The sequence below is a fragment of the Bifidobacterium sp. ESL0745 genome (assembly GCF_029433335.1).
Classification (GTDB): domain Bacteria; phylum Actinomycetota; class Actinomycetes; order Actinomycetales; family Bifidobacteriaceae; genus Bifidobacterium.
The window spans coordinates 1,563,007-1,579,147 of sequence record NZ_JAQTHX010000001.1 but is presented as its reverse complement, the minus strand read 5'-3'; the positions used below and the strand labels follow the sequence as shown (position 1 = coordinate 1,579,147).

18 protein-coding genes and 1 tRNA gene are annotated in these 16,141 nt (G+C 57.9%); 15 read left to right on the top strand and 4 right to left on the bottom strand.

Annotation, left to right across the window (positions count from 1 at the left end; genetic code table 11):
• Positions 1-46: 46 nt before the first annotated feature.
• Complete coding sequence (locus PT275_RS06220; RefSeq protein WP_277153328.1) at positions 47-682, top strand: hypothetical protein; 636 nt, start codon at positions 47-49, stop codon at positions 680-682.
• A 40-nt stretch (positions 683-722) separates the two neighbouring features.
• Here the strand turns inward: PT275_RS06220 and PT275_RS06215 are convergent, their stop codons facing one another.
• Complete coding sequence (locus PT275_RS06215) at positions 723-962, bottom strand: helix-turn-helix transcriptional regulator (protein WP_277153326.1); 240 nt, start codon at positions 960-962, stop codon at positions 723-725.
• A 165-nt stretch (positions 963-1,127) separates the two neighbouring features.
• Between PT275_RS06215 and PT275_RS06210 the strand changes: the two genes are divergently transcribed.
• Positions 1,128-1,388 carry a helix-turn-helix transcriptional regulator gene (locus tag PT275_RS06210; protein WP_277153324.1) on the top strand — a complete coding sequence of 87 codons (261 nt, stop codon included), beginning with the start codon at positions 1,128-1,130 and terminating at the stop codon, positions 1,386-1,388.
• A 208-nt stretch (positions 1,389-1,596) separates the two neighbouring features.
• Complete coding sequence (locus tag PT275_RS06205; protein WP_277153322.1) at positions 1,597-2,187, top strand: hypothetical protein; 591 nt, start codon at positions 1,597-1,599, stop codon at positions 2,185-2,187.
• Positions 2,188-2,245: 58 nt separating this feature from the next.
• Here the strand turns inward: PT275_RS06205 and PT275_RS06200 are convergent, their stop codons facing one another.
• The 3 genes from PT275_RS06200 to PT275_RS06190 all read right to left on the bottom strand — a co-directional run bounded on the left by PT275_RS06200 (position 2,246) and on the right by PT275_RS06190 (position 3,060).
• Entirely contained in the window at positions 2,246-2,437 is a 192-nt protein-coding gene (locus PT275_RS06200) for an XRE family transcriptional regulator (protein ID WP_277153320.1), read from the bottom strand.
• Positions 2,437-2,598, bottom strand: coding sequence for a hypothetical protein (locus PT275_RS06195; RefSeq protein ID WP_277153318.1), 162 nt, complete (start codon positions 2,596-2,598; stop codon positions 2,437-2,439). Before PT275_RS06195 ends, PT275_RS06200 begins: the two co-directional genes overlap by 1 nt.
• A 388-nt stretch (positions 2,599-2,986) precedes the next feature.
• Positions 2,987-3,060: transfer RNA gene (locus tag PT275_RS06190), tRNA-Lys, on the bottom strand.
• Between the two features lie 195 nt (positions 3,061-3,255).
• Between PT275_RS06190 and PT275_RS06185 the strand changes: the two genes are divergently transcribed.
• The 12 genes from PT275_RS06185 (at position 3,256) to PT275_RS06130 (ending at position 16,111) form a co-directional block, all read left to right on the top strand.
• Positions 3,256-4,860, top strand: a complete 1,605-nt coding sequence (locus tag PT275_RS06185; RefSeq protein WP_277153316.1) for a DUF3152 domain-containing protein — start codon at positions 3,256-3,258, stop codon at positions 4,858-4,860.
• Entirely contained in the window at positions 4,857-6,290 is a 1,434-nt protein-coding gene (locus PT275_RS06180) for a glutamate--tRNA ligase family protein (RefSeq protein WP_277153314.1), read from the top strand. The genes PT275_RS06185 and PT275_RS06180 overlap by 4 nt, the downstream gene beginning before the upstream one ends.
• A gap of 330 nt (positions 6,291-6,620) precedes the next feature.
• Positions 6,621-8,207 (top strand): anthranilate synthase component I family protein, encoded by a 1,587-nt coding sequence (locus PT275_RS06175; RefSeq protein ID WP_277153312.1) that lies wholly within the window; start codon positions 6,621-6,623, stop codon positions 8,205-8,207.
• A gap of 94 nt (positions 8,208-8,301) precedes the next feature.
• A complete protein-coding gene (locus tag PT275_RS06170; protein ID WP_277153311.1) occupies positions 8,302-8,889 on the top strand; it encodes an aminodeoxychorismate/anthranilate synthase component II in 588 nt (195 codons plus the stop codon).
• A gap of 81 nt (positions 8,890-8,970) precedes the next feature.
• Complete coding sequence (gene trpD / locus PT275_RS06165; RefSeq protein WP_277153309.1) at positions 8,971-10,017, top strand: anthranilate phosphoribosyltransferase; 1,047 nt, start codon at positions 8,971-8,973, stop codon at positions 10,015-10,017.
• Between the two features lie 195 nt (positions 10,018-10,212).
• Positions 10,213-11,064, top strand: a complete 852-nt coding sequence (gene trpC / locus PT275_RS06160) for an indole-3-glycerol phosphate synthase TrpC (protein ID WP_277153307.1) — start codon at positions 10,213-10,215, stop codon at positions 11,062-11,064.
• A 126-nt stretch (positions 11,065-11,190) separates the two neighbouring features.
• Positions 11,191-11,976 carry a phosphoribosylanthranilate isomerase gene (locus tag PT275_RS06155; protein ID WP_277153305.1) on the top strand — a complete coding sequence of 262 codons (786 nt, stop codon included), beginning with the start codon at positions 11,191-11,193 and terminating at the stop codon, positions 11,974-11,976.
• 50 nt (positions 11,977-12,026) lie between these two features.
• Entirely contained in the window at positions 12,027-13,226 is a 1,200-nt protein-coding gene (trpB, locus tag PT275_RS06150; protein WP_277153303.1) for a tryptophan synthase subunit beta, read from the top strand.
• The gene (locus tag PT275_RS06145) at positions 13,219-13,365 is read left to right on the top strand and encodes a hypothetical protein (protein WP_277153301.1); all 147 of its coding nucleotides are present in this window, start codon (positions 13,219-13,221) and stop codon (positions 13,363-13,365) included. Before trpB ends, PT275_RS06145 begins: the two co-directional genes overlap by 8 nt.
• 1 nt (position 13,366) lies before the next feature.
• Positions 13,367-14,284: a tryptophan synthase subunit alpha gene (gene trpA, locus PT275_RS06140; protein WP_277153299.1), complete on the top strand. Its 918-nt coding sequence runs from the start codon at positions 13,367-13,369 to the stop codon at positions 14,282-14,284.
• A gap of 472 nt (positions 14,285-14,756) precedes the next feature.
• Positions 14,757-15,602 carry a YggS family pyridoxal phosphate-dependent enzyme gene (locus PT275_RS06135; protein WP_277153685.1) on the top strand — a complete coding sequence of 282 codons (846 nt, stop codon included), beginning with the start codon at positions 14,757-14,759 and terminating at the stop codon, positions 15,600-15,602.
• A 173-nt stretch (positions 15,603-15,775) separates the two neighbouring features.
• Positions 15,776-16,111: an acylphosphatase gene (locus PT275_RS06130; RefSeq protein ID WP_277153684.1), complete on the top strand. Its 336-nt coding sequence runs from the start codon at positions 15,776-15,778 to the stop codon at positions 16,109-16,111.
• Positions 16,112-16,141: the final 30 nt, after the last annotated feature.

The window sequence follows — 16,141 nt, the reverse complement described above, 5'->3', positions numbered from 1 at the left end:
CAGGTTCCAGCTGCGGCGTTTTTATTTACCGGTTAGAATCTCGTGTATGGGATCATTCGAATGGCTAAGCATCGCCGGCAGCGTCGGCGGCATCATCGGAGGGCTTGGCAGCATCGCCGGCATTGTCGCCCTGTTCCAGACGCATTCGTCCAACAAGCTCGCGGAGCAGGCCAACGCCACGGCAAAGGAAGCCAACAGGATCGCCGGAGACTCGAAGACGCTTGCCGGTAAGGCCAACGATCTTGCATCCAAGGCGAACAAGATAAGTACAGACGCGAACGCGATCAGCCAAAGGGCGCTTTCCGTCACCGACGACCAGACGGTCTATAACTGGCGCGTCGAGTTTGACGGCGAAAGGTCGGCCGTCTACATCGTGAACGATTGCGGCCATTCGGCACGAGACGTTGCCGTGTTCATCCGCCAGAAGGACGAGACCGTTGCCGAGGGCAGGTTCGATGAAGTACCCGCCTTTGGTGAGGCTGAACTCGGCTGCAAGCTCCTCGCGGAGCAGATTAGAAAAAGCCAGGCCTCCATCGACAGAATCGATTCCAGCAACCTCGGTGTCCTCTTCCTTGGTACCGGGAGCACTCAAGCCATCATCCATATCGTCTACACCACCGAGCTCGGCAACAGACGAAACAACGAAATCAAGAAGAGCTTCACCCACGGCGAGCGCCATTGAATCGGCTTTATCGGACATTCTCACTCCTTTTTGCGAGCGCCTAAGCAGCAAGACGCTGCTCGTCCTTTGCGGAAGCCAGCAACTCTGCTGCCCCTTCCATTTCGAAAGTCTTTGCGATTTTGTCTATATCCTCAATGCTCCATACGCGATGTCCGTTGATGTGCTTGCTGATATAGTCGAAGCCGATACCTGTTTGAGCGGAGAGCTGCTGTTGGCTCATACCTCTGCGCGTTAGATTCACGCGAATTGCCTGATTGATTGATTTTGTAAGACTCGTCATACCCTCTCCTTTATAACTATAGTTATAAATCATTTGGTTTTTCAGCCAAATTCTTAGCTTGATTCCTAAGATTAATATAACTAGAGTTATAATTCAATCGCAACACGCCGAAGTTTTATTCGTTTCGGCCTTGCTATTTATTCTTATAGTTATAAAATTGTTTGTATGAAAATTAATTCTTTTAGTACTGACGCAAAACTCAACGACTACATGCGGACACGCATGAGGGCCATCGGCGTGACGCAAGCCGATATGGCAAAGGCGTGCGGGAAAACACAGGCGTACATCTCAAAGCACCTTGACGGGCAAACATCTTGGCGTCTTGATGACATCGAGTCCTTGGCTGGGCTTTTCGGATTCGCCGAAGGCGTTACCTTTATCGACACTGCCACAAATTATGTTCCGCGCAATAGCCGCTTGAACTAAAGATGCTACGATGACATCTAGCACCTCCTTTCAGGTGCGTTTGTTCGGGGTCTGCTCGTTCTTGGTCGGAGGGGCAGGCCCCTGCTTCTTTGCGTTCAATCGAACGTTTGTTCGAATAACAATAATTATACCGCGTTTCCGATGTGAAACAAATCATATTCGCCAAGTCTTATACAATTGACTAAACATTGTCGTTTAAGGAGTCGAAATGAAAAAGAGAAGAATAACCGCATTGCTGTTGGCGAGCGCCATGCTCCTGTCCCTGGGAGCCTGCGGGAGCCAGCCCTCCGGTGACGCGCCGCACAAGCAGCCCACCGTAGGGAAACAGGCTCAGGAACCCAAGAAAAGCAGCAGGGGCAACATCGTCAAGCACATAGGCGAGGAGGCCGGCATTTCCGGGAAAGACGGGAAGGACGTGGCGGATTGGACGGTCACGAACATCGTCATCGGCCCGCAGTGCGACGGGCCGAACAAGGAGAACCCGCAGGCCGGCCATTTTGTCGAGCTTGACATCAACGCCGTAACGACAGCCGATTTCGACCCCAACAAGCTGGGGTCGCTCAGCGTCGGGGAACCCTATATGTGGAAATACATCCAGAAAGACGGAACGCAATGGAACGGAATGCCCGGCAGCACGGCGGCGGAATCCTGCATGGCCGACACCGAGAAACTCCCCTCTACCATCAACAAGGGCATCAAAGCCCACGGAAAGGTGGTCTTCGATCTGCCATCGACCGACGGCACGCTTGTCTACACCCAGGGAGGATCGCTCGGCTGGGAGTATCCGCTCGGCAAGTGATCCGATAATAAAAAATTTTGCCCCGCACGACGTGCAACCGTGCGGGGCAAAACCGTATCTAATCCCGTTTCCTTGGCCGTCCGCCATGTCCGGGGCGGTTGGCGTTCCATTCGTCTATGGTGTCGGCTCTCCAGCCGCGCGTGCGGCCTATCCACGCGTCAGGTTCGGGCAGGTTGAGCTTGGCCACGGTTGCCGTGGCCACACTCAGCCGGTCGGCCACTTCCGTGAGGCTGAGGTAGCGTTCCGCCATCACTGCTTCTTTGTGAGCGCGAGGTCGAGCGCAAGCACGCCGGCCGCCAGACCGAACAGGCCGCCGGCCCACGGCACGCTGCCGAACGTGAGGCCGAGGCCGACGACGCCGCTGGCGAGCGCCAGCCATCCTTTTGTCTTTCTTTGGTTCATGTTTCCCATGGTACCCGTTGTAGGATTGGTGTGGGCCGGGTTCCGGATTCTAGGTCTATCCGGAACCCGCCTTTTTATTTCTGGTGCGTGATGTCGTGCAGGAGCACCATCACCGCGCAGGCCGCTGTTATCAACGAACCTATGGCCTGTATCCAATCCGTGGGTTTCATGTCCACCTCCTTTCCTTGCTGACACTTATTATTCTAGCACAGCTAGATAATTAATCAAGCCGGAACAAAGAAAAACAAAAACCTTCACAATTCGCCGCCGATGTGCCAGTCGGGCCGACGACGCTTTTTGCACGCAGGGATACATTTGGGATACATGCCGGGTCTGCTGGAACGCCTTTCACAAACAAAAAATCCGCAGAACCTTGCGATTCTGCGGATTTCATCGGTGCCCCCACGGGGATTCGAACCCCGGACACGCTGATTAAGAGTCAGCTGCTCTAACCAGCTGAGCTATAGGGGCGCTGGTCTAAAACTACAAGAGCCAAGAGAACAGTATACATACGCTGTGGAAATTGCGCAAGGCGGTGTGTCGAGCTTGGCTGCGTGGTGATAGGTACTTGCAGATTTTGAGAAATCGGTGTCGTACGAGTTTTCTCGTCACCAAGAATCTCTATCATTGACCCCATAGTGATTGATGCCTGAGGCGGGAGACGATGTGACAGGTGAGCAACGGCCGGGTGCACAAGCTCCGCGGAACAAAAAGCCGAAGGACAAGCCTGCGGTGCCAGCCAAGGGTGCCAAGGCTGCAAAGACGGTAAAAGGCAAGCTTGATCCGCCACCTAAACCGCCGATCGGTACCGAGAACAATTCGAAGAATGGTTCAGCGGCGCCTGTGAAGGGTACTAAGGCGCGTTCGGCGGCAAAAGCTGAAAAGACGCCAAAAGACGGACGTAAATCGCCTCCTGTGCCGCCGGCCAATACCAGGGGCAATTCAAAGAATGGTCCCGTGGCGTCTGCGTCGGACAGGAAGAATGCAAAGAGCAAGTCGGAAGCTCATGTCGCGGCTGGGAATGATTCAAGGGGCAAGCCAAAGGCCCCCGCGGCGGTAAGGAACGATGCAAAAGACAAGTTGAATGTGTCTGCGTTGGCCGAAAACATGCTGAAGGTCGTTCGTGTCTGCCTGCATTGGCTGGGCAAGGCCCTGCTTGTTGCGGCGCGAGGCTTCGGTCGCGTTGCACGACGTTGTTTCGATTCTATCCGCGATTTTCTGGGATTTGGCCAGGCTAAAGCTCCGATCGGATCAGACGGGTCCGCAGATATAGGCGGCTCATCGCAGCGGAAGGCGTCGGTTGGCGCTGAAAGCCATAAAGACGATAACAAATTCGATGATTCCGCGATTTCGCAAGGGTTCATCGGTTCCGTGCTCGGTTCCAAAACCTCCGAAAGCTCCACGCCGAAGGTTTCGGCAGAACAATCGGGCGATACGGCTTCGCGTCCGGTTTCCAAATCCGTCTACCAGGCGCGCCGCATCGCCGCGCTGGTGGTGGCCGTGGTGGTCATCATCGCCATCGTCTTCGGCTGCAGGGCGCTGGCGTCGTCCGCTAACCATCGTGATAATTCCAAGTCGGCGCAAGGCTCGTCGCAGGTTTCCTCGCAATCAAAACAGTCGAAGCAATCGAAATCGAGCAAGTCGAGCGTTAGCAAAAAAGCTAAGCCACCCAAGGCCGATTCTGCGAAAGCGGACCAGCAGAAGACGTTGACCGACCGCGAGCGCACTGACATTCTCGCCAAGGCCCAAACGACGGCTGCCGCCAGCGGCAAGCCGAACCGCCAGTATTCCTATTGCGTGGCCAGCAGGGGCGATGTCGGTGGCAATGATGTATTACAGTCGTTCGAAAACACGGTGTTCCGCACATTGAACGATCAACGTGGCTGGCCTCGCGCCGGCGCGACCTTCGCGTATAGCGCGAATTCCAGCCGTTGCGATTTCACGGTCTACCTTTCGCAGGCCTCGCAGATGAAAACGTTCTCGCCGACCTGCTCCAACAACTACAGCTGCTGCGTGGGCAATGACGTGGTCATCAACATCGACCGGTTCAACGGCGCCACTCCGCAGTTGTTGGCCGCCGGTATGGGCATCGACCGTTACCGCGTGATGGTCATCAACCACGAAACCGGCCATCGCCTCGGCCATTTCGACAACGATCCTTCGTGCCCCGCCCCAGGCGCGCCGGCGCCGCTTATGCAGGAACAGTCGATGAACCTGCGTGGCTGCACGCCCAACGAGTGGCCGACCGATCCCGAGCTGTGGGTGCGATGAGCGGGCGGATTGGTCGCTTCGCACCCACACCTTCTGGTCGCATGCACATCGGCAATGTCTACGCGATGCTGGCTGCGTGGCTTTCCGCATATGCTGGTGGCGGATCAGGCAAAGTACTCCTGCGCATCGAGGACGTCGATGGACCTCGCGCTCTGAAGGACGCCGACAAATGGATCATGGACGATCTGCACTGGCTCGGTCTGGATTGGGACGGCGGGCCGGTTTATCAGTCGCAGCGCACGGATATCTACGAGGAGGCCTTGCATTCGCTGGAATCCATAGATTTGGATACCGTTATCTGCGCAGATATGCACGATTCGGGAGTCGATGGTTCTGAAAGTTTTGACGGTTCCTCAACTTCGTCGGATGGCTATGATTCGTTGTCTGGCAAAACGGTTCAAGGTGGCATTAAGCGTCGGCGTGCCGGGGGAAGTGCATTATCGTCAAACGGCTCGTTGCCATTCGCTGATTTCCCGCTGGTCTATCCCTGTTTTTGCTCGCGTGCCGACTTGCGTGTTGCTTCGGCACCGCAGGAGGGCGATCGGTTCCTGATCTATCCGGGAACATGCCGGAAACTGTTGGCCGAACACCCCGATGAGGTGCGCTCGCGTTTGGAAGCAGGAGCCCGGCATTCGTTACGTATAGCAGTGCCGCCGGAAGGTGCGCCCGAAAGTATCGTCACATTTGATGACCGGATATTCGGCAGACAACGTTTCGATTTGCCGCGAGAAGTCGGCGATACCGTGATTCGCCGCTCCGACGGCATCTTCTCCTACCAGCTTGCGGTGGTGGTCGATGACCTGCTGATGGGCGTCAACGACATCGTTCGCGGCCGTGATCTCCTGCGTTCCACGGCGCTGCAGATTTGGATTAGGCGTGCCTTGATCGCTTCTGGTTTTGCCGCGAAATACGGGGTCGGCACCAGTAATGATCTCATCGGGACGGATAATCGATATGAAGGTAATCGTAACACTTTAAGAACGAATGATTGCCAGCCGATAGATAACCGTAATTGTCCAAAATCGGATAATGTTCGACGCATAGATAATCGTAATCTATCGAGATTGAATAATTCCCCGACTTGTCAGGTCAATGAAACTGCGGAATATCCCGCTTACATGCACCTGCCGTTGATCGACGACCCGACCGGGACGCGTTTGGCCAAGCGCAAACATTCGCTTGATATCGGCACCTTGCGTGCGGACGGGGTCAAGCCGGAGCAGATCATCGGCTATTGTGCGTGGCTGCTTGGCGTTCGTCAATCGCACAATGTCCACATGCCGGACGCTTCCAAGCCGATTGCGATGAGTGCGCAGGAAGCCTTGCAATGCTTTACTTTTGACGCGATTCGTGCCGACAAATCCGACCGTATTCTTCACCCCGATTGGACCAGTGAATTTGACAGGCGCAAAAACGAACGTGTAGCGTAAGCAGCAATAATTAAACACTACAAACCGATGAAGCGGGGAAGTAGACGGAAACGCGCGATGAGCGAGCCTGGGATGGTGAGAGCCGGGACGAGATGCGAACCGTTGAGTGGGCCGCTGAGGGCGCACCGATTGGCTGGATTTTCCGGTCATGAGGCTGCGACGTAAGGCATACGTCAGTTGCCGGAAACGTGTTGGCGTTTCATAAGGGCACGGGAAACCGTGAACCAAGGTGGCACCGCGGGCATATATTCGCTCGTCCTTGGCTGTAATTGACAGCTGGGACGGGCTTTTTTAGTCCCAAAATGAGGCGAAGGCCTCCGGGAGGTGCCCATGATGACCATGAGTGCGGATGCTACGGTGGGCTCGAACGGCAATGCTGCCGTGCGAGGCGCTGCGGACGAAAAGCGGTACGCGGGCATTCGGCCGACGCTTGACGAAGTGCGCGAATTGGCGAAAACCGGTCAATACCGTCGTATCCCGGTGATGCGCGAACTGCTTGCCGATCGCCTGACCGCCATCGAGGCCATGCGCCGGGTGCGTGCCGCTTCCAATCATTGCTTCCTGCTGGAAAGCGCCGAGGCCGACCAGCGCATGGGTCGCTACAGCTTCCTCGGATTCGCGCCGACGCTGGAACTGACCTGCAAGGCCGGCGATTTGAGAATCAAGCGCGTCGCCCCCGCCGGCTCGGACGCCGATGACGTTGTGGTCGAGCACAAGCGCGTCGATCATCCCAGCGACGCGATCCGCAAGGTACTCGCCCAATATTCCAGCCCTCGGTTTGAAGGGTTCCCGCCGTTCGCCGGCGGTTTGGTCGGCTACTTCTCCTTCGGTTATTTCGCCTACGCCGAGCCGACATTGCGGCAGGCGACCCGCGACCCCAAGGCGTTGCCCGACGTCGACCTGATGCTGTTCGACCAGCTCATTTCCTTCGATTCCTACCGCCAGCGCCTGCAGCTCATCGCCGGCGTCGACACCAACGATGTGGACGCCTCCTACGAGCGCGCGGTTACGCAAATCGAGCAAATGCAACAGATTCTCGAGAACGGCAAGCGTTACGATTTCAAGCCGCTGGAACTTGACGGACCACTGCAGCTGACGCTCAATCGTGAACAATACGGCAAGATGATTGAGAAGGCCAAGGAACATATCTATGCCGGCGACATCTTCCAGGTCGTGCTCTCCAACCCCAGCGTGGCTTCGGCTTCCGGCAGCCTTTTCGACGCCTACAGGCTTATGCGTGCCGAAAACCCGAGCCCCTACATGGTCTTCATGTCCAGCGACGACATCGAAATCGCCGCCGCCTCGCCCGAGACGTTGGTGCGCCTCGAAGATGGCAAGCTGCTGACCTACCCGCTCGCTGGAACCCGTCCGCGCGGCGCGACGCCGGAAGAGGACAAGCTGATCGAGCAGGACCTGCTGAGCGACGAAAAGGAACTGGCCGAGCACAACATGCTGGTCGATCTCGGGCGCAACGACATCGGCCGCGTCTCCAAACTCGGCAGCGTTGAAGTCGAGCGGCTGCACGATATCCTGCGGTTCTCACATGTCATGCATATCGGTTCCACGGTCGCCGGTCAACTTGCCGACGGCAAGGACGCGCTGGATGTCATCGATGCGGTGCTTCCGGCCGGAACGCTTTCCGGAGCGCCGAAAATCCGCGCCTGCCAGATCATCGCGGAACTCGAGGATTCCCCGCGCGACATCTACGGTGGGGCCATCGGCTACCTCGACTTTTCCGGCAACCTCGACACCTGCATCGGCATCCGTCTGGCCTTCAAGCACAACGGCAAGGTCTGCGTGCAATCCGGCGCGGGCATCGTCGCCGATTCCAACCCCGACAAGGAATTCGAGGAATGCCGCAATAAGGCGCTCGCCGTCGTGGACGCCATCAATCAAGCGAACGGAGGCATCGCATGATCACCATCAATGAAGCCAGCACGGTCGTTCAAATCAACGAAATCGACGCAAGCTGCCGTTTCGAGGGCAGCAACGCAATCTCTGGAGGCATCGCATGATCACCATCGTCGACAACTACGACAGCTTCTCCTACAATCTTTACCAGCTCATCGGTTCCATCGAGCCGGACGTCAACGTGGTGCGTAACGACGACCTCGACGTCGCCGGTCTCGCCGCGCTGGGTTCCGACGGCATCGTCCTTTCGCCGGGTCCGGGCAAGCCTGTGGACGCCGGAATCTGCGAGGATGTGGTGCATAAGCTTTCCGGGACGGTGCCGATTCTGGGCGTCTGCCTCGGCCATCAGGCCATCTGCGAGGCGCTGGGCGGCAAGGTCGTTCCCGCCGCCGAACTCATGCACGGCAAGGCCTCGCCGGTCGAACTTGACAACGACTGCCCGCTTTTCGCCGGCATGCCCTCGCGGATTCAGGCTGCGCGGTACCACTCGCTTGAGGCCGACAAGGCGACGTTGCCGGATACGTTGCGCGTCGTCGCCCGAACCGATGGAACCGACGAAATTATGGCCGTGGCTCACGCCGCCGACCCGACGTTCGGCGTCCAATTCCATCCAGAAAGCATCTTGACCCCGCTCGGCGGGCAGATTCTCAAGAATTTCATCGGTGTTGTCGAAAGGTTCGGCAATTGAGCATAGATCTTTGAATTTTATTATCAAGTAATTATCAAATCGAAACAAAAATTATTAACCAATCAATCAAAGGAAATCACAATGATCAGTGAAGCAATCGTCAAAATCGTCAACAAGCACGACCTCACCTACGACGAGGCCTATCAGGCGATGAAGGAAATCATGGGCGGCAAATCGACGCCGACCCAGAACGCGGCCTTCCTCGCGGCGCTTTCCACCAAGTCGACCAAGGCCGAGACCATCGATGAGATCGCAGGCTGTGCGGCGGCCATGCGTGAACTGGCCACCCCTGTACCACACCCCGGCATCGAGACGATCGATATCGTCGGCACCGGCGGTGACGGCGCCAACACCTTCAACATCTCCACCACCGCGGCACTGATTTCGGCGGCCGCCGGCGCCAAGGTGACCAAGCATGGCAACCGCGCAGCCAGCTCGCAGTGTGGCACCGCCGACTGCCTCGAAGCCCTCGGCGCAAACATCTCGCTGTCGCCGGAAGAAGCGGTCGACCTGCTCGATAAGGACAACTTCACCTTCCTCTTCGCCCAGCGTTACCACACCGCGATGCGCTACGTCGGCCCGATCCGCAAGGAACTCGGTTTCCGCACCGTCTTCAACATTCTCGGGCCGCTCACCAACCCCGCGCGTCCCGAGTACTTCCTGCTCGGCGTCTATGACGAGTACCTCGTGGAACCCATCGCTCACGTGCTCGAGAGCCTCGGCGTCAAGCGCGCGCTGGTGGTCTACGGCCGCGACAAGATGGACGAGGTCTCGCTTTCCGCCGAAACCGCGGCCTGTGAGCTGCGCGACGGCGAATACCATCCGATGACGTTGACGCCGGAAGAGTTCGGCCTGACCCGTTGCCAGAAGAGCGACCTGCTCGGCGCCACCCCGCCACAGAACGCTGAGATTACCCGCGCCATCCTGAGTGGCAAGGAGAAAGGTCCGAAGCTCGAAGCCGCGCTGTTCAACGCCGCTTGCGCGCTGTATGTTTGCGGCGTCGCCTCGTCCATCGGGCAAGGCGTGGAAATCGCCCGCAAGCAGATCGACTCCGGTGCCGCGATGAAGACGCTCGACACCTTCGTCGCCGGTTCGCAGGCGTTCGCCAAGGCTGACGCTGATAAATAAGGACTGAAACGTGGCCGGAAGTTCACGAACTTGTCGTTTGTAGCTGACATTGCTTCGTGCGTTCGTGAACTTCCTGCCGCTGATAGTGACGATAAAAGTTGAAATGGCAACGGATTCCAAACGAATTGCTCGATGTAATGCAGTGGTTTGCGGATGTATGACCGTTGAAATCAACGAGAGGAAAGTGCAAAGGTAATGGCTGATTCCGAAAATATCCTGCAGCGCATCGCCGCCAAGACCTGCGAGCGTGTGTCCGAAGAAAAGGCGCAAACCACGCAGAGCAAGGTCGAGGCTTTGGCTCGCGAAGAGGCCTCGCGAAAGGTCGCGGCAGGGGAGAACGGCGATGCGGCATTCCCGTTCGAGCGCGCGCTGAAGGCTCCTGGCATGAGCTTCATTTGTGAGCTCAAGAAGGCCTCTCCCAGCAAAGGCATCATCGCGCAGGACTATCCCTACCTCGACATCGCCCGTGACTACGAAAAGGCCGGAGCGGCGGCCATCAGCTGCCTGACCGAGCCGACGTGGTTCAAGGGCTCCGACGAGCACTTGCGCCAGGTCGCGGCGGCGGTCGACATCCCGGTGCTGCGCAAGGATTTCATCGTCGACGAATACATGATCTATCAGGCCCGTGCCTGTGGTGCCTCGGCCGTGCTGCTGATTTGCTCGATTCTGGATGATCAGCAGCTCGCGGACTACACCGCGCTCGCGCACGAGCTTGGCATGAGTGCTTTGGTGGAGGCCTACCAGCCCGACGAGGTGCCGCGTGCGATCGCCGCCGGCGCCCGCGTGGTCGGCGTCAACAACCGCGACCTGCGCACTTTCGACGTCGACTTCGACCACAGCATCAAGCTGCGCCCCACCGTCGGCCCGGATCGTGTTTTCGTTTCGGAGTCCGGCGTGGCCACTCGTGCCGACGTCGCCGAACTCGAGGCTGCCGGCGTCGACGCGGTGCTCATCGGCGAAACGCTGATGCGTTCTCTCGACAAGACCGCAGCGCTCGCCGAGCTTCGCGGAGATCCGGCCAGCAGCGCTGCCGCGGCTGAAAAGTAGGAGGCGACATGATGAATAATCCGACAGCAACCATTGAAACGGCACTTACCGGTTTTCGTGCTGGTCGTAGCGCTGGTAGTTCGCTCAGCTGTGAGTTATTCGTGGCAGAGAACCAGAGGTAACGCGATGAGTAATTCGGTATCCTCGGCCCGAGCCGCGTCTTCGGAATCGTCCGATAATCGTGTGCCATTTGAAGATGACGCCATTGTTTCCGATGCCATTTCGGACAATGCGTTTTCGGCCAATGACACTGCAAATGCGGATGCCACAAACGTTTATAAAGTCAAGCTTTGCGGGCTGAAACGTGAGCAGGATATGGACGCTGCCTTGGCGGCCGGTACCGATGCCGTCGGATTCATCATAGATTTTCCGAAATCTCACCGCTCGATAACGCCAGAGCGTGTGGCCGAACTGGTTCGATATATGAAGGCCCAGGCCCGTGAAACCGGTGTGAACCCGCCGACTGCGGTAGGCGTGTTTGTTGACGAGCCAGCCGAGCGTGTGGCCGCGATTGCAAACGACGCCGATCTCGACGTGGTTCAGCTTCATGGGCACGAGGACGAGGATTATCTCGCCGAATTGCGCGAGCTTTCGACACTGCCGATCATGCAGGCGTTCAAGGTGCGCGAGGCATTGGATGTGGCTTGTGCCGTCGAATCGTCGGCCGATATGGTGCTGCTTGACGCCGGTGCGGGCGACGGAAAAACTTTTGACTGGTCACTCGTTCGTGATGTCAATCGTCCATTCATGCTGGCCGGCGGTCTCACCTCGGACAATGTGGCCGAAGCCATCCGCGCAACGCACCCGTTCGGCGTCGATATGAGTTCGGGTGTCGAAACCGACCGGCTCAAGGACCCGGCCAAGATGTTTGCTGCCGTCAAAGCCGTTCGAGACGTTTCAAACATTTTGTGATAATAAAACTTAAAATTTAAAACCAACTGTTATATAAAAGGAGCAATCTCATGACCAATTCGCCCAATTCAAAGGGGCGCTTCGGCATCCACGGGGGTCAGTACATCCCGGAGACGCTGATGGGCGCTGTCAACGAGCTGGAGGAGGCCTACAATCATTACAAAAATGATCCCGACTTCCTCGCCGAACTCGACGACCTCGAGAAGAAGTACGCCGGTCGTCCGTCGCTGTTGTATTACGCAGACAATATGACCAAGGACCTTGGCGGCGCGAAGGTGTACCTCAAGCGCGAGGACCTGAACCATACTGGTGCGCACAAGATCAACAACGTGCTCGGCCAGGCGCTGCTCGCCAAGCGCATGGGCAAGACCCGCCTCATCGCCGAAACTGGCGCGGGCCAGCACGGCGTGGCCACGGCCACCGTCGCGGCGCTTTTCGGCATGGAATGCGTGGTCTACATGGGCCAGGTCGATATGGAACGCCAGGCGCTGAACGTCTACCGCATGCGTCTCTTGGGCGCGGAAGTGCGCGGCGTCACCAGCGGCACTGGAACGCTTAAGGACGCGGTTTCCGAGACCTTCCGTGAATGGACGCGCCGCATTTCCGACACCCATTACTGCCTCGGTTCGTGCATGGGCCCGCACCCCTTCCCGACGATGGTGCGCGACTTCCAGTCCGTCATCTCCAAGGAAGCCCGCGAGCAGATTCTCGCCGACGAAGGCAAGCTTCCGGCCGCCGTGATCGCGTGCGTCGGCGGCGGTTCCAACGCCATCGGCAGCTTCTACAACTTCATCAACGACAAGGACGTGCAACTCATCGGCTGCGAGGCGGCCGGCCGCGGCATCGATACCAAGGAGACGGCGGCGACCATGAACACCGGCTCGCTCGGCATCTTCCATGGCATGAAGAGCTACTTCTGCCAGAACGAATACGGCCAGATCGCGCCGGTCTACACCATTTCCGCCGGTCTTGACTACCCGGGCGTCGGCCCGGAGCACGCGGCGCTGAAGGATTCCGGACGCGCCCAATACGTCGCCATCACCGACGACGAGGCGGTCGACGCCTTCGAATACCTGAGCCGCACCGAGGGCATCATTCCGGCCATCGAAAGCGCGCACGCCGTGGCCTACGCCATGAAACTCGCGCCGACGCTTTCACGCGACCAAAGTATCATCGTCACCCTTTCCGGGCGCGGCGACAAGGACGTGGCGGCCATCGCCCGCTACCGTGGGGAGGATCTTCATGACTGAGACAACAACCAAGGTTAACGGTGCGAATGGCGCGGCCGGTGCGTTTGTGGCGACCGGTGTGAATGGCGCGGCCGGTACAAAAGATGCGGCCAATGGAAACAGGCGGAATGGCGAAAACGTTGTGAAAGGATGCAACTGATATGACTGAAACCACGAATATTGCTGGCGCGACTGGCAACCAGCGGCCGCAACAAAACATGGAAGCCAGCGCTGTCAATGCCGGTGATACGTCGCGTCGGCAGAGTGTCGGCACTCGCCGTTCCCGTATTTTGGAAGCGTTCACCGCTCCGGACGGCAGTCGTCGCAAGGCCTTCATCCCGTTTGTCACCGTCGGCGATCCCTCGATTGCTCTGACCGAAAAGCTGGTTCCGGCCATGATTGACGCCGGTGCCGACCTGATCGAGCTGGGTGTTCCCTTCTCCGACCCGACCGCTGAGGGGCCGGTCATCCAGGAAGCCAGCAACCGCGCGCTCGCCGCCGGCACCACCACCGATGATGCCTTCGCACTGGTCGAGCGTCTACGTAACGACCACAAAATCGAGACGCCGATGGTCTTCATGACCTACGCCAACGTGCTCTATTCCTACGGCCTCGAGCGTTTCGCGCATCGCGCCGCGGAAGTCGGGCTCGACGGCGTGATCCTGCCGGACGTGCCACACGAGGAAAAGCCGGAGTTCGACGAGCCGTTGGACGCCGAGGGACTTGATCTGGTCAGCCTCATCGCCCCGACCTCGCACGAGCGCATCCACAGCATCGCCTCGGACGCCAAAGGCTTCATTTATTGTGTGAGCTCTTTGGGTGTTACCGGCGTTCGCAAGGAAATCACCAGCGACGTCAAGGGAATGGTGCGCGAGGTGCGTGCCGTCACCGACGTGCCCGCCGCCATCGGTTTCGGCATCTCCACTCCCGAACAGGCCGCCACCATGGCCGCCGATTCGGACGGCGCCATCGTCGGTTCGGCTATCGTGAACATGGTCGGCAAATATGGCGAGGACGCGGTGCCCTACGTCACCGATTACGTCCGCTCGTTGGCCGGCGCGGTTCACGGCCTGAACTGATTAATCATTAGTAATAAGGAATCACGGGCACATTCGTCATTTCGACGCTGTGCCCGTATTTTGCTGCTGATCAACAGCACTTGATTCGTGCTTAAAGTCCGTTTTCCAGCTCCAAGTTCTTAAGGTTGCCGATGCCGCGATTTACTGCTGGTAAATGGCACTTGGCGATTGCTGAAAGTCCGTTTCCCAGCAGTAAGTTTTTAAAGTTGCTGTTTCCTTTACATTTTGATACACGTTGGTGCTGGAAAACGGCACTTGATTCGTGTCCAGAGTCCATTTCCCAGCAGTAGTGCCGGTTGGTGCTGGGAGACTGCATCTGGTGGTCGCTAAGAGTCCGTTTCCCAGCACTGAGATGCGGCCGACGTGAATCATCCGTTTCGGCGGCATCGTAATTTAATTTTCATTTATTTCTGCATGATGACATGGGCGTGCATAATATGGAGTCGGTAAATCGAGTGGGAAGCGGGGAATGATGACTGCTTATATGGATCACAAGAATCTCGCCAACGAGGTCATCGACGAGGCGCGAATCCAGGAAATCACGGACGGCGTGCATCGCGTGCTTGACGACATCGCACAAGCCGAGGCCGCGTCCGGTCGCGAATCTGGGTCGGTGAAACTACTCGCGGCCACCAAAACGCGCGATGTCGGTGAGATCATGGCGGCCATCGACGCCGGCGTTCGCATGATCGGCGAGAACCGTCCGCAGGAAATCTCCGCCAAGGCCGAGGGCCTGATTCGTCAGTGTGCCGGGCGTGGTTTTTCGCTCGGTGCCGCTGTGAACGCTCAAAATGCCGCCGGTTCCGCTGCTGCTCAGGCCGCTCCGAACGGCCACATCCCGTTCCATCTGATCGGCCAGCTGCAATCCAACAAGATCGGCAAGGTGCTGCCTTACGTCGACACCATCGAATCGGTCGGTTCGCTTGAGGAAGCGCAGAAAATCGCGCGTCGCGCCGTCGCCCGCCATATCGTCGTCGGCGTGCTGATGGAGGTCAACGAATCCGGAGAGGTTTCGAAATCCGGCTGCGAGCCCGACGATGCGGTCGACCTCGCCTATCAGATCGCTGCTCTCGAAGGCTTGCAATTGCAAGGTTTGATGACCATCGGTGCCCACGTCGACGACGAAAAGACGATACGCGCCGGCTTTGCCCACCTGCGCGGCACCCGCGATACCATTCTCAACTCCGGCGAGCCCGGAACCGCGCAATGCCGCGAACTTTCGATGGGCATGACCCACGATATGGACTACGCCGTTGCGGAAGGTTCGACCATCGTGCGCGTCGGCACCGCGATTTTCGGCGAGCGTGCGTTCATCTGAGGTTGTGGAATCCGGTGATGGCAAGCGTTTCGATATCTGAATAACTTTCGAAATATGGTAAAACCGCGGTGGTTTTGTAATGGGCTTGTATTGCAATGATTTCGGAGCGTAACGAAAAATAATTCAGCGTGTCAATCAACGTTCAGGGGAAGACGATGAGAGAACAGACCAAAATGAGGGACAGCGCAAGTGGAGGCAAAACCAAGAATAAAACCAATGGCCGCGTGATTCGCGTGCGCGCGGTGGTCACCGGCATGGTGCAAGGCGTCGGCTACCGCTATTTTGCGGTCAACGAGGCGCGGCGCTGTGGCGTGGCCGGCTGGGTGCGCAACTGCCACGACGGCTCGGTTGAGGTTGAAGCGCAAGGTGACCAAACGTTGGTTGCCGCGTTCGTCGAGCGGCTCGGCCACGGCCCGCAATGGGGTCACGTCGACCACGTGGAAACCACGGAAATCCCGCTTTGCGATAACGAAGGTTTCGAATTCCGCGTCCGTCGCGATGCTTTCTGAGGACTGCGTTTTCAGGCTGTGGATAATGGC

Bases quoted from the DNA above. Each gene is read 5' to 3' on its own strand.
- PT275_RS06220 (WP_277153328.1), top strand. From the start codon at position 47: ATGGGATCATTCGAATGGCTAAGCATCGCCGGCAGCGTCGGCGGCATC.
- PT275_RS06215 (WP_277153326.1), bottom strand. From the start codon at position 962: ATGACGAGTCTTACAAAATCAATCAATCAGGCAATTCGCGTGAATCTA.
- PT275_RS06210 (WP_277153324.1), top strand. From the start codon at position 1,128: ATGAAAATTAATTCTTTTAGTACTGACGCAAAACTCAACGACTACATG.
- PT275_RS06205 (WP_277153322.1), top strand. From the start codon at position 1,597: ATGAAAAAGAGAAGAATAACCGCATTGCTGTTGGCGAGCGCCATGCTC.
- PT275_RS06200 (WP_277153320.1), bottom strand. From the start codon at position 2,437: ATGGCGGAACGCTACCTCAGCCTCACGGAAGTGGCCGACCGGCTGAGT.
- PT275_RS06195 (WP_277153318.1), bottom strand. From the start codon at position 2,598: ATGGGAAACATGAACCAAAGAAAGACAAAAGGATGGCTGGCGCTCGCC.
- PT275_RS06180 (WP_277153314.1), top strand. From the start codon at position 4,857: ATGAGCGGGCGGATTGGTCGCTTCGCACCCACACCTTCTGGTCGCATG.
- PT275_RS06175 (WP_277153312.1), top strand. From the start codon at position 6,621: ATGATGACCATGAGTGCGGATGCTACGGTGGGCTCGAACGGCAATGCT.
- PT275_RS06170 (WP_277153311.1), top strand. From the start codon at position 8,302: ATGATCACCATCGTCGACAACTACGACAGCTTCTCCTACAATCTTTAC.
- trpD (WP_277153309.1), top strand. From the start codon at position 8,971: ATGATCAGTGAAGCAATCGTCAAAATCGTCAACAAGCACGACCTCACC.
- trpC (WP_277153307.1), top strand. From the start codon at position 10,213: ATGGCTGATTCCGAAAATATCCTGCAGCGCATCGCCGCCAAGACCTGC.
- PT275_RS06155 (WP_277153305.1), top strand. From the start codon at position 11,191: ATGAGTAATTCGGTATCCTCGGCCCGAGCCGCGTCTTCGGAATCGTCC.
- trpB (WP_277153303.1), top strand. From the start codon at position 12,027: ATGACCAATTCGCCCAATTCAAAGGGGCGCTTCGGCATCCACGGGGGT.
- PT275_RS06145 (WP_277153301.1), top strand. From the start codon at position 13,219: ATGACTGAGACAACAACCAAGGTTAACGGTGCGAATGGCGCGGCCGGT.
- trpA (WP_277153299.1), top strand. From the start codon at position 13,367: ATGACTGAAACCACGAATATTGCTGGCGCGACTGGCAACCAGCGGCCG.
- PT275_RS06135 (WP_277153685.1), top strand. From the start codon at position 14,757: ATGACTGCTTATATGGATCACAAGAATCTCGCCAACGAGGTCATCGAC.
- PT275_RS06130 (WP_277153684.1), top strand. From the start codon at position 15,776: ATGAGGGACAGCGCAAGTGGAGGCAAAACCAAGAATAAAACCAATGGC.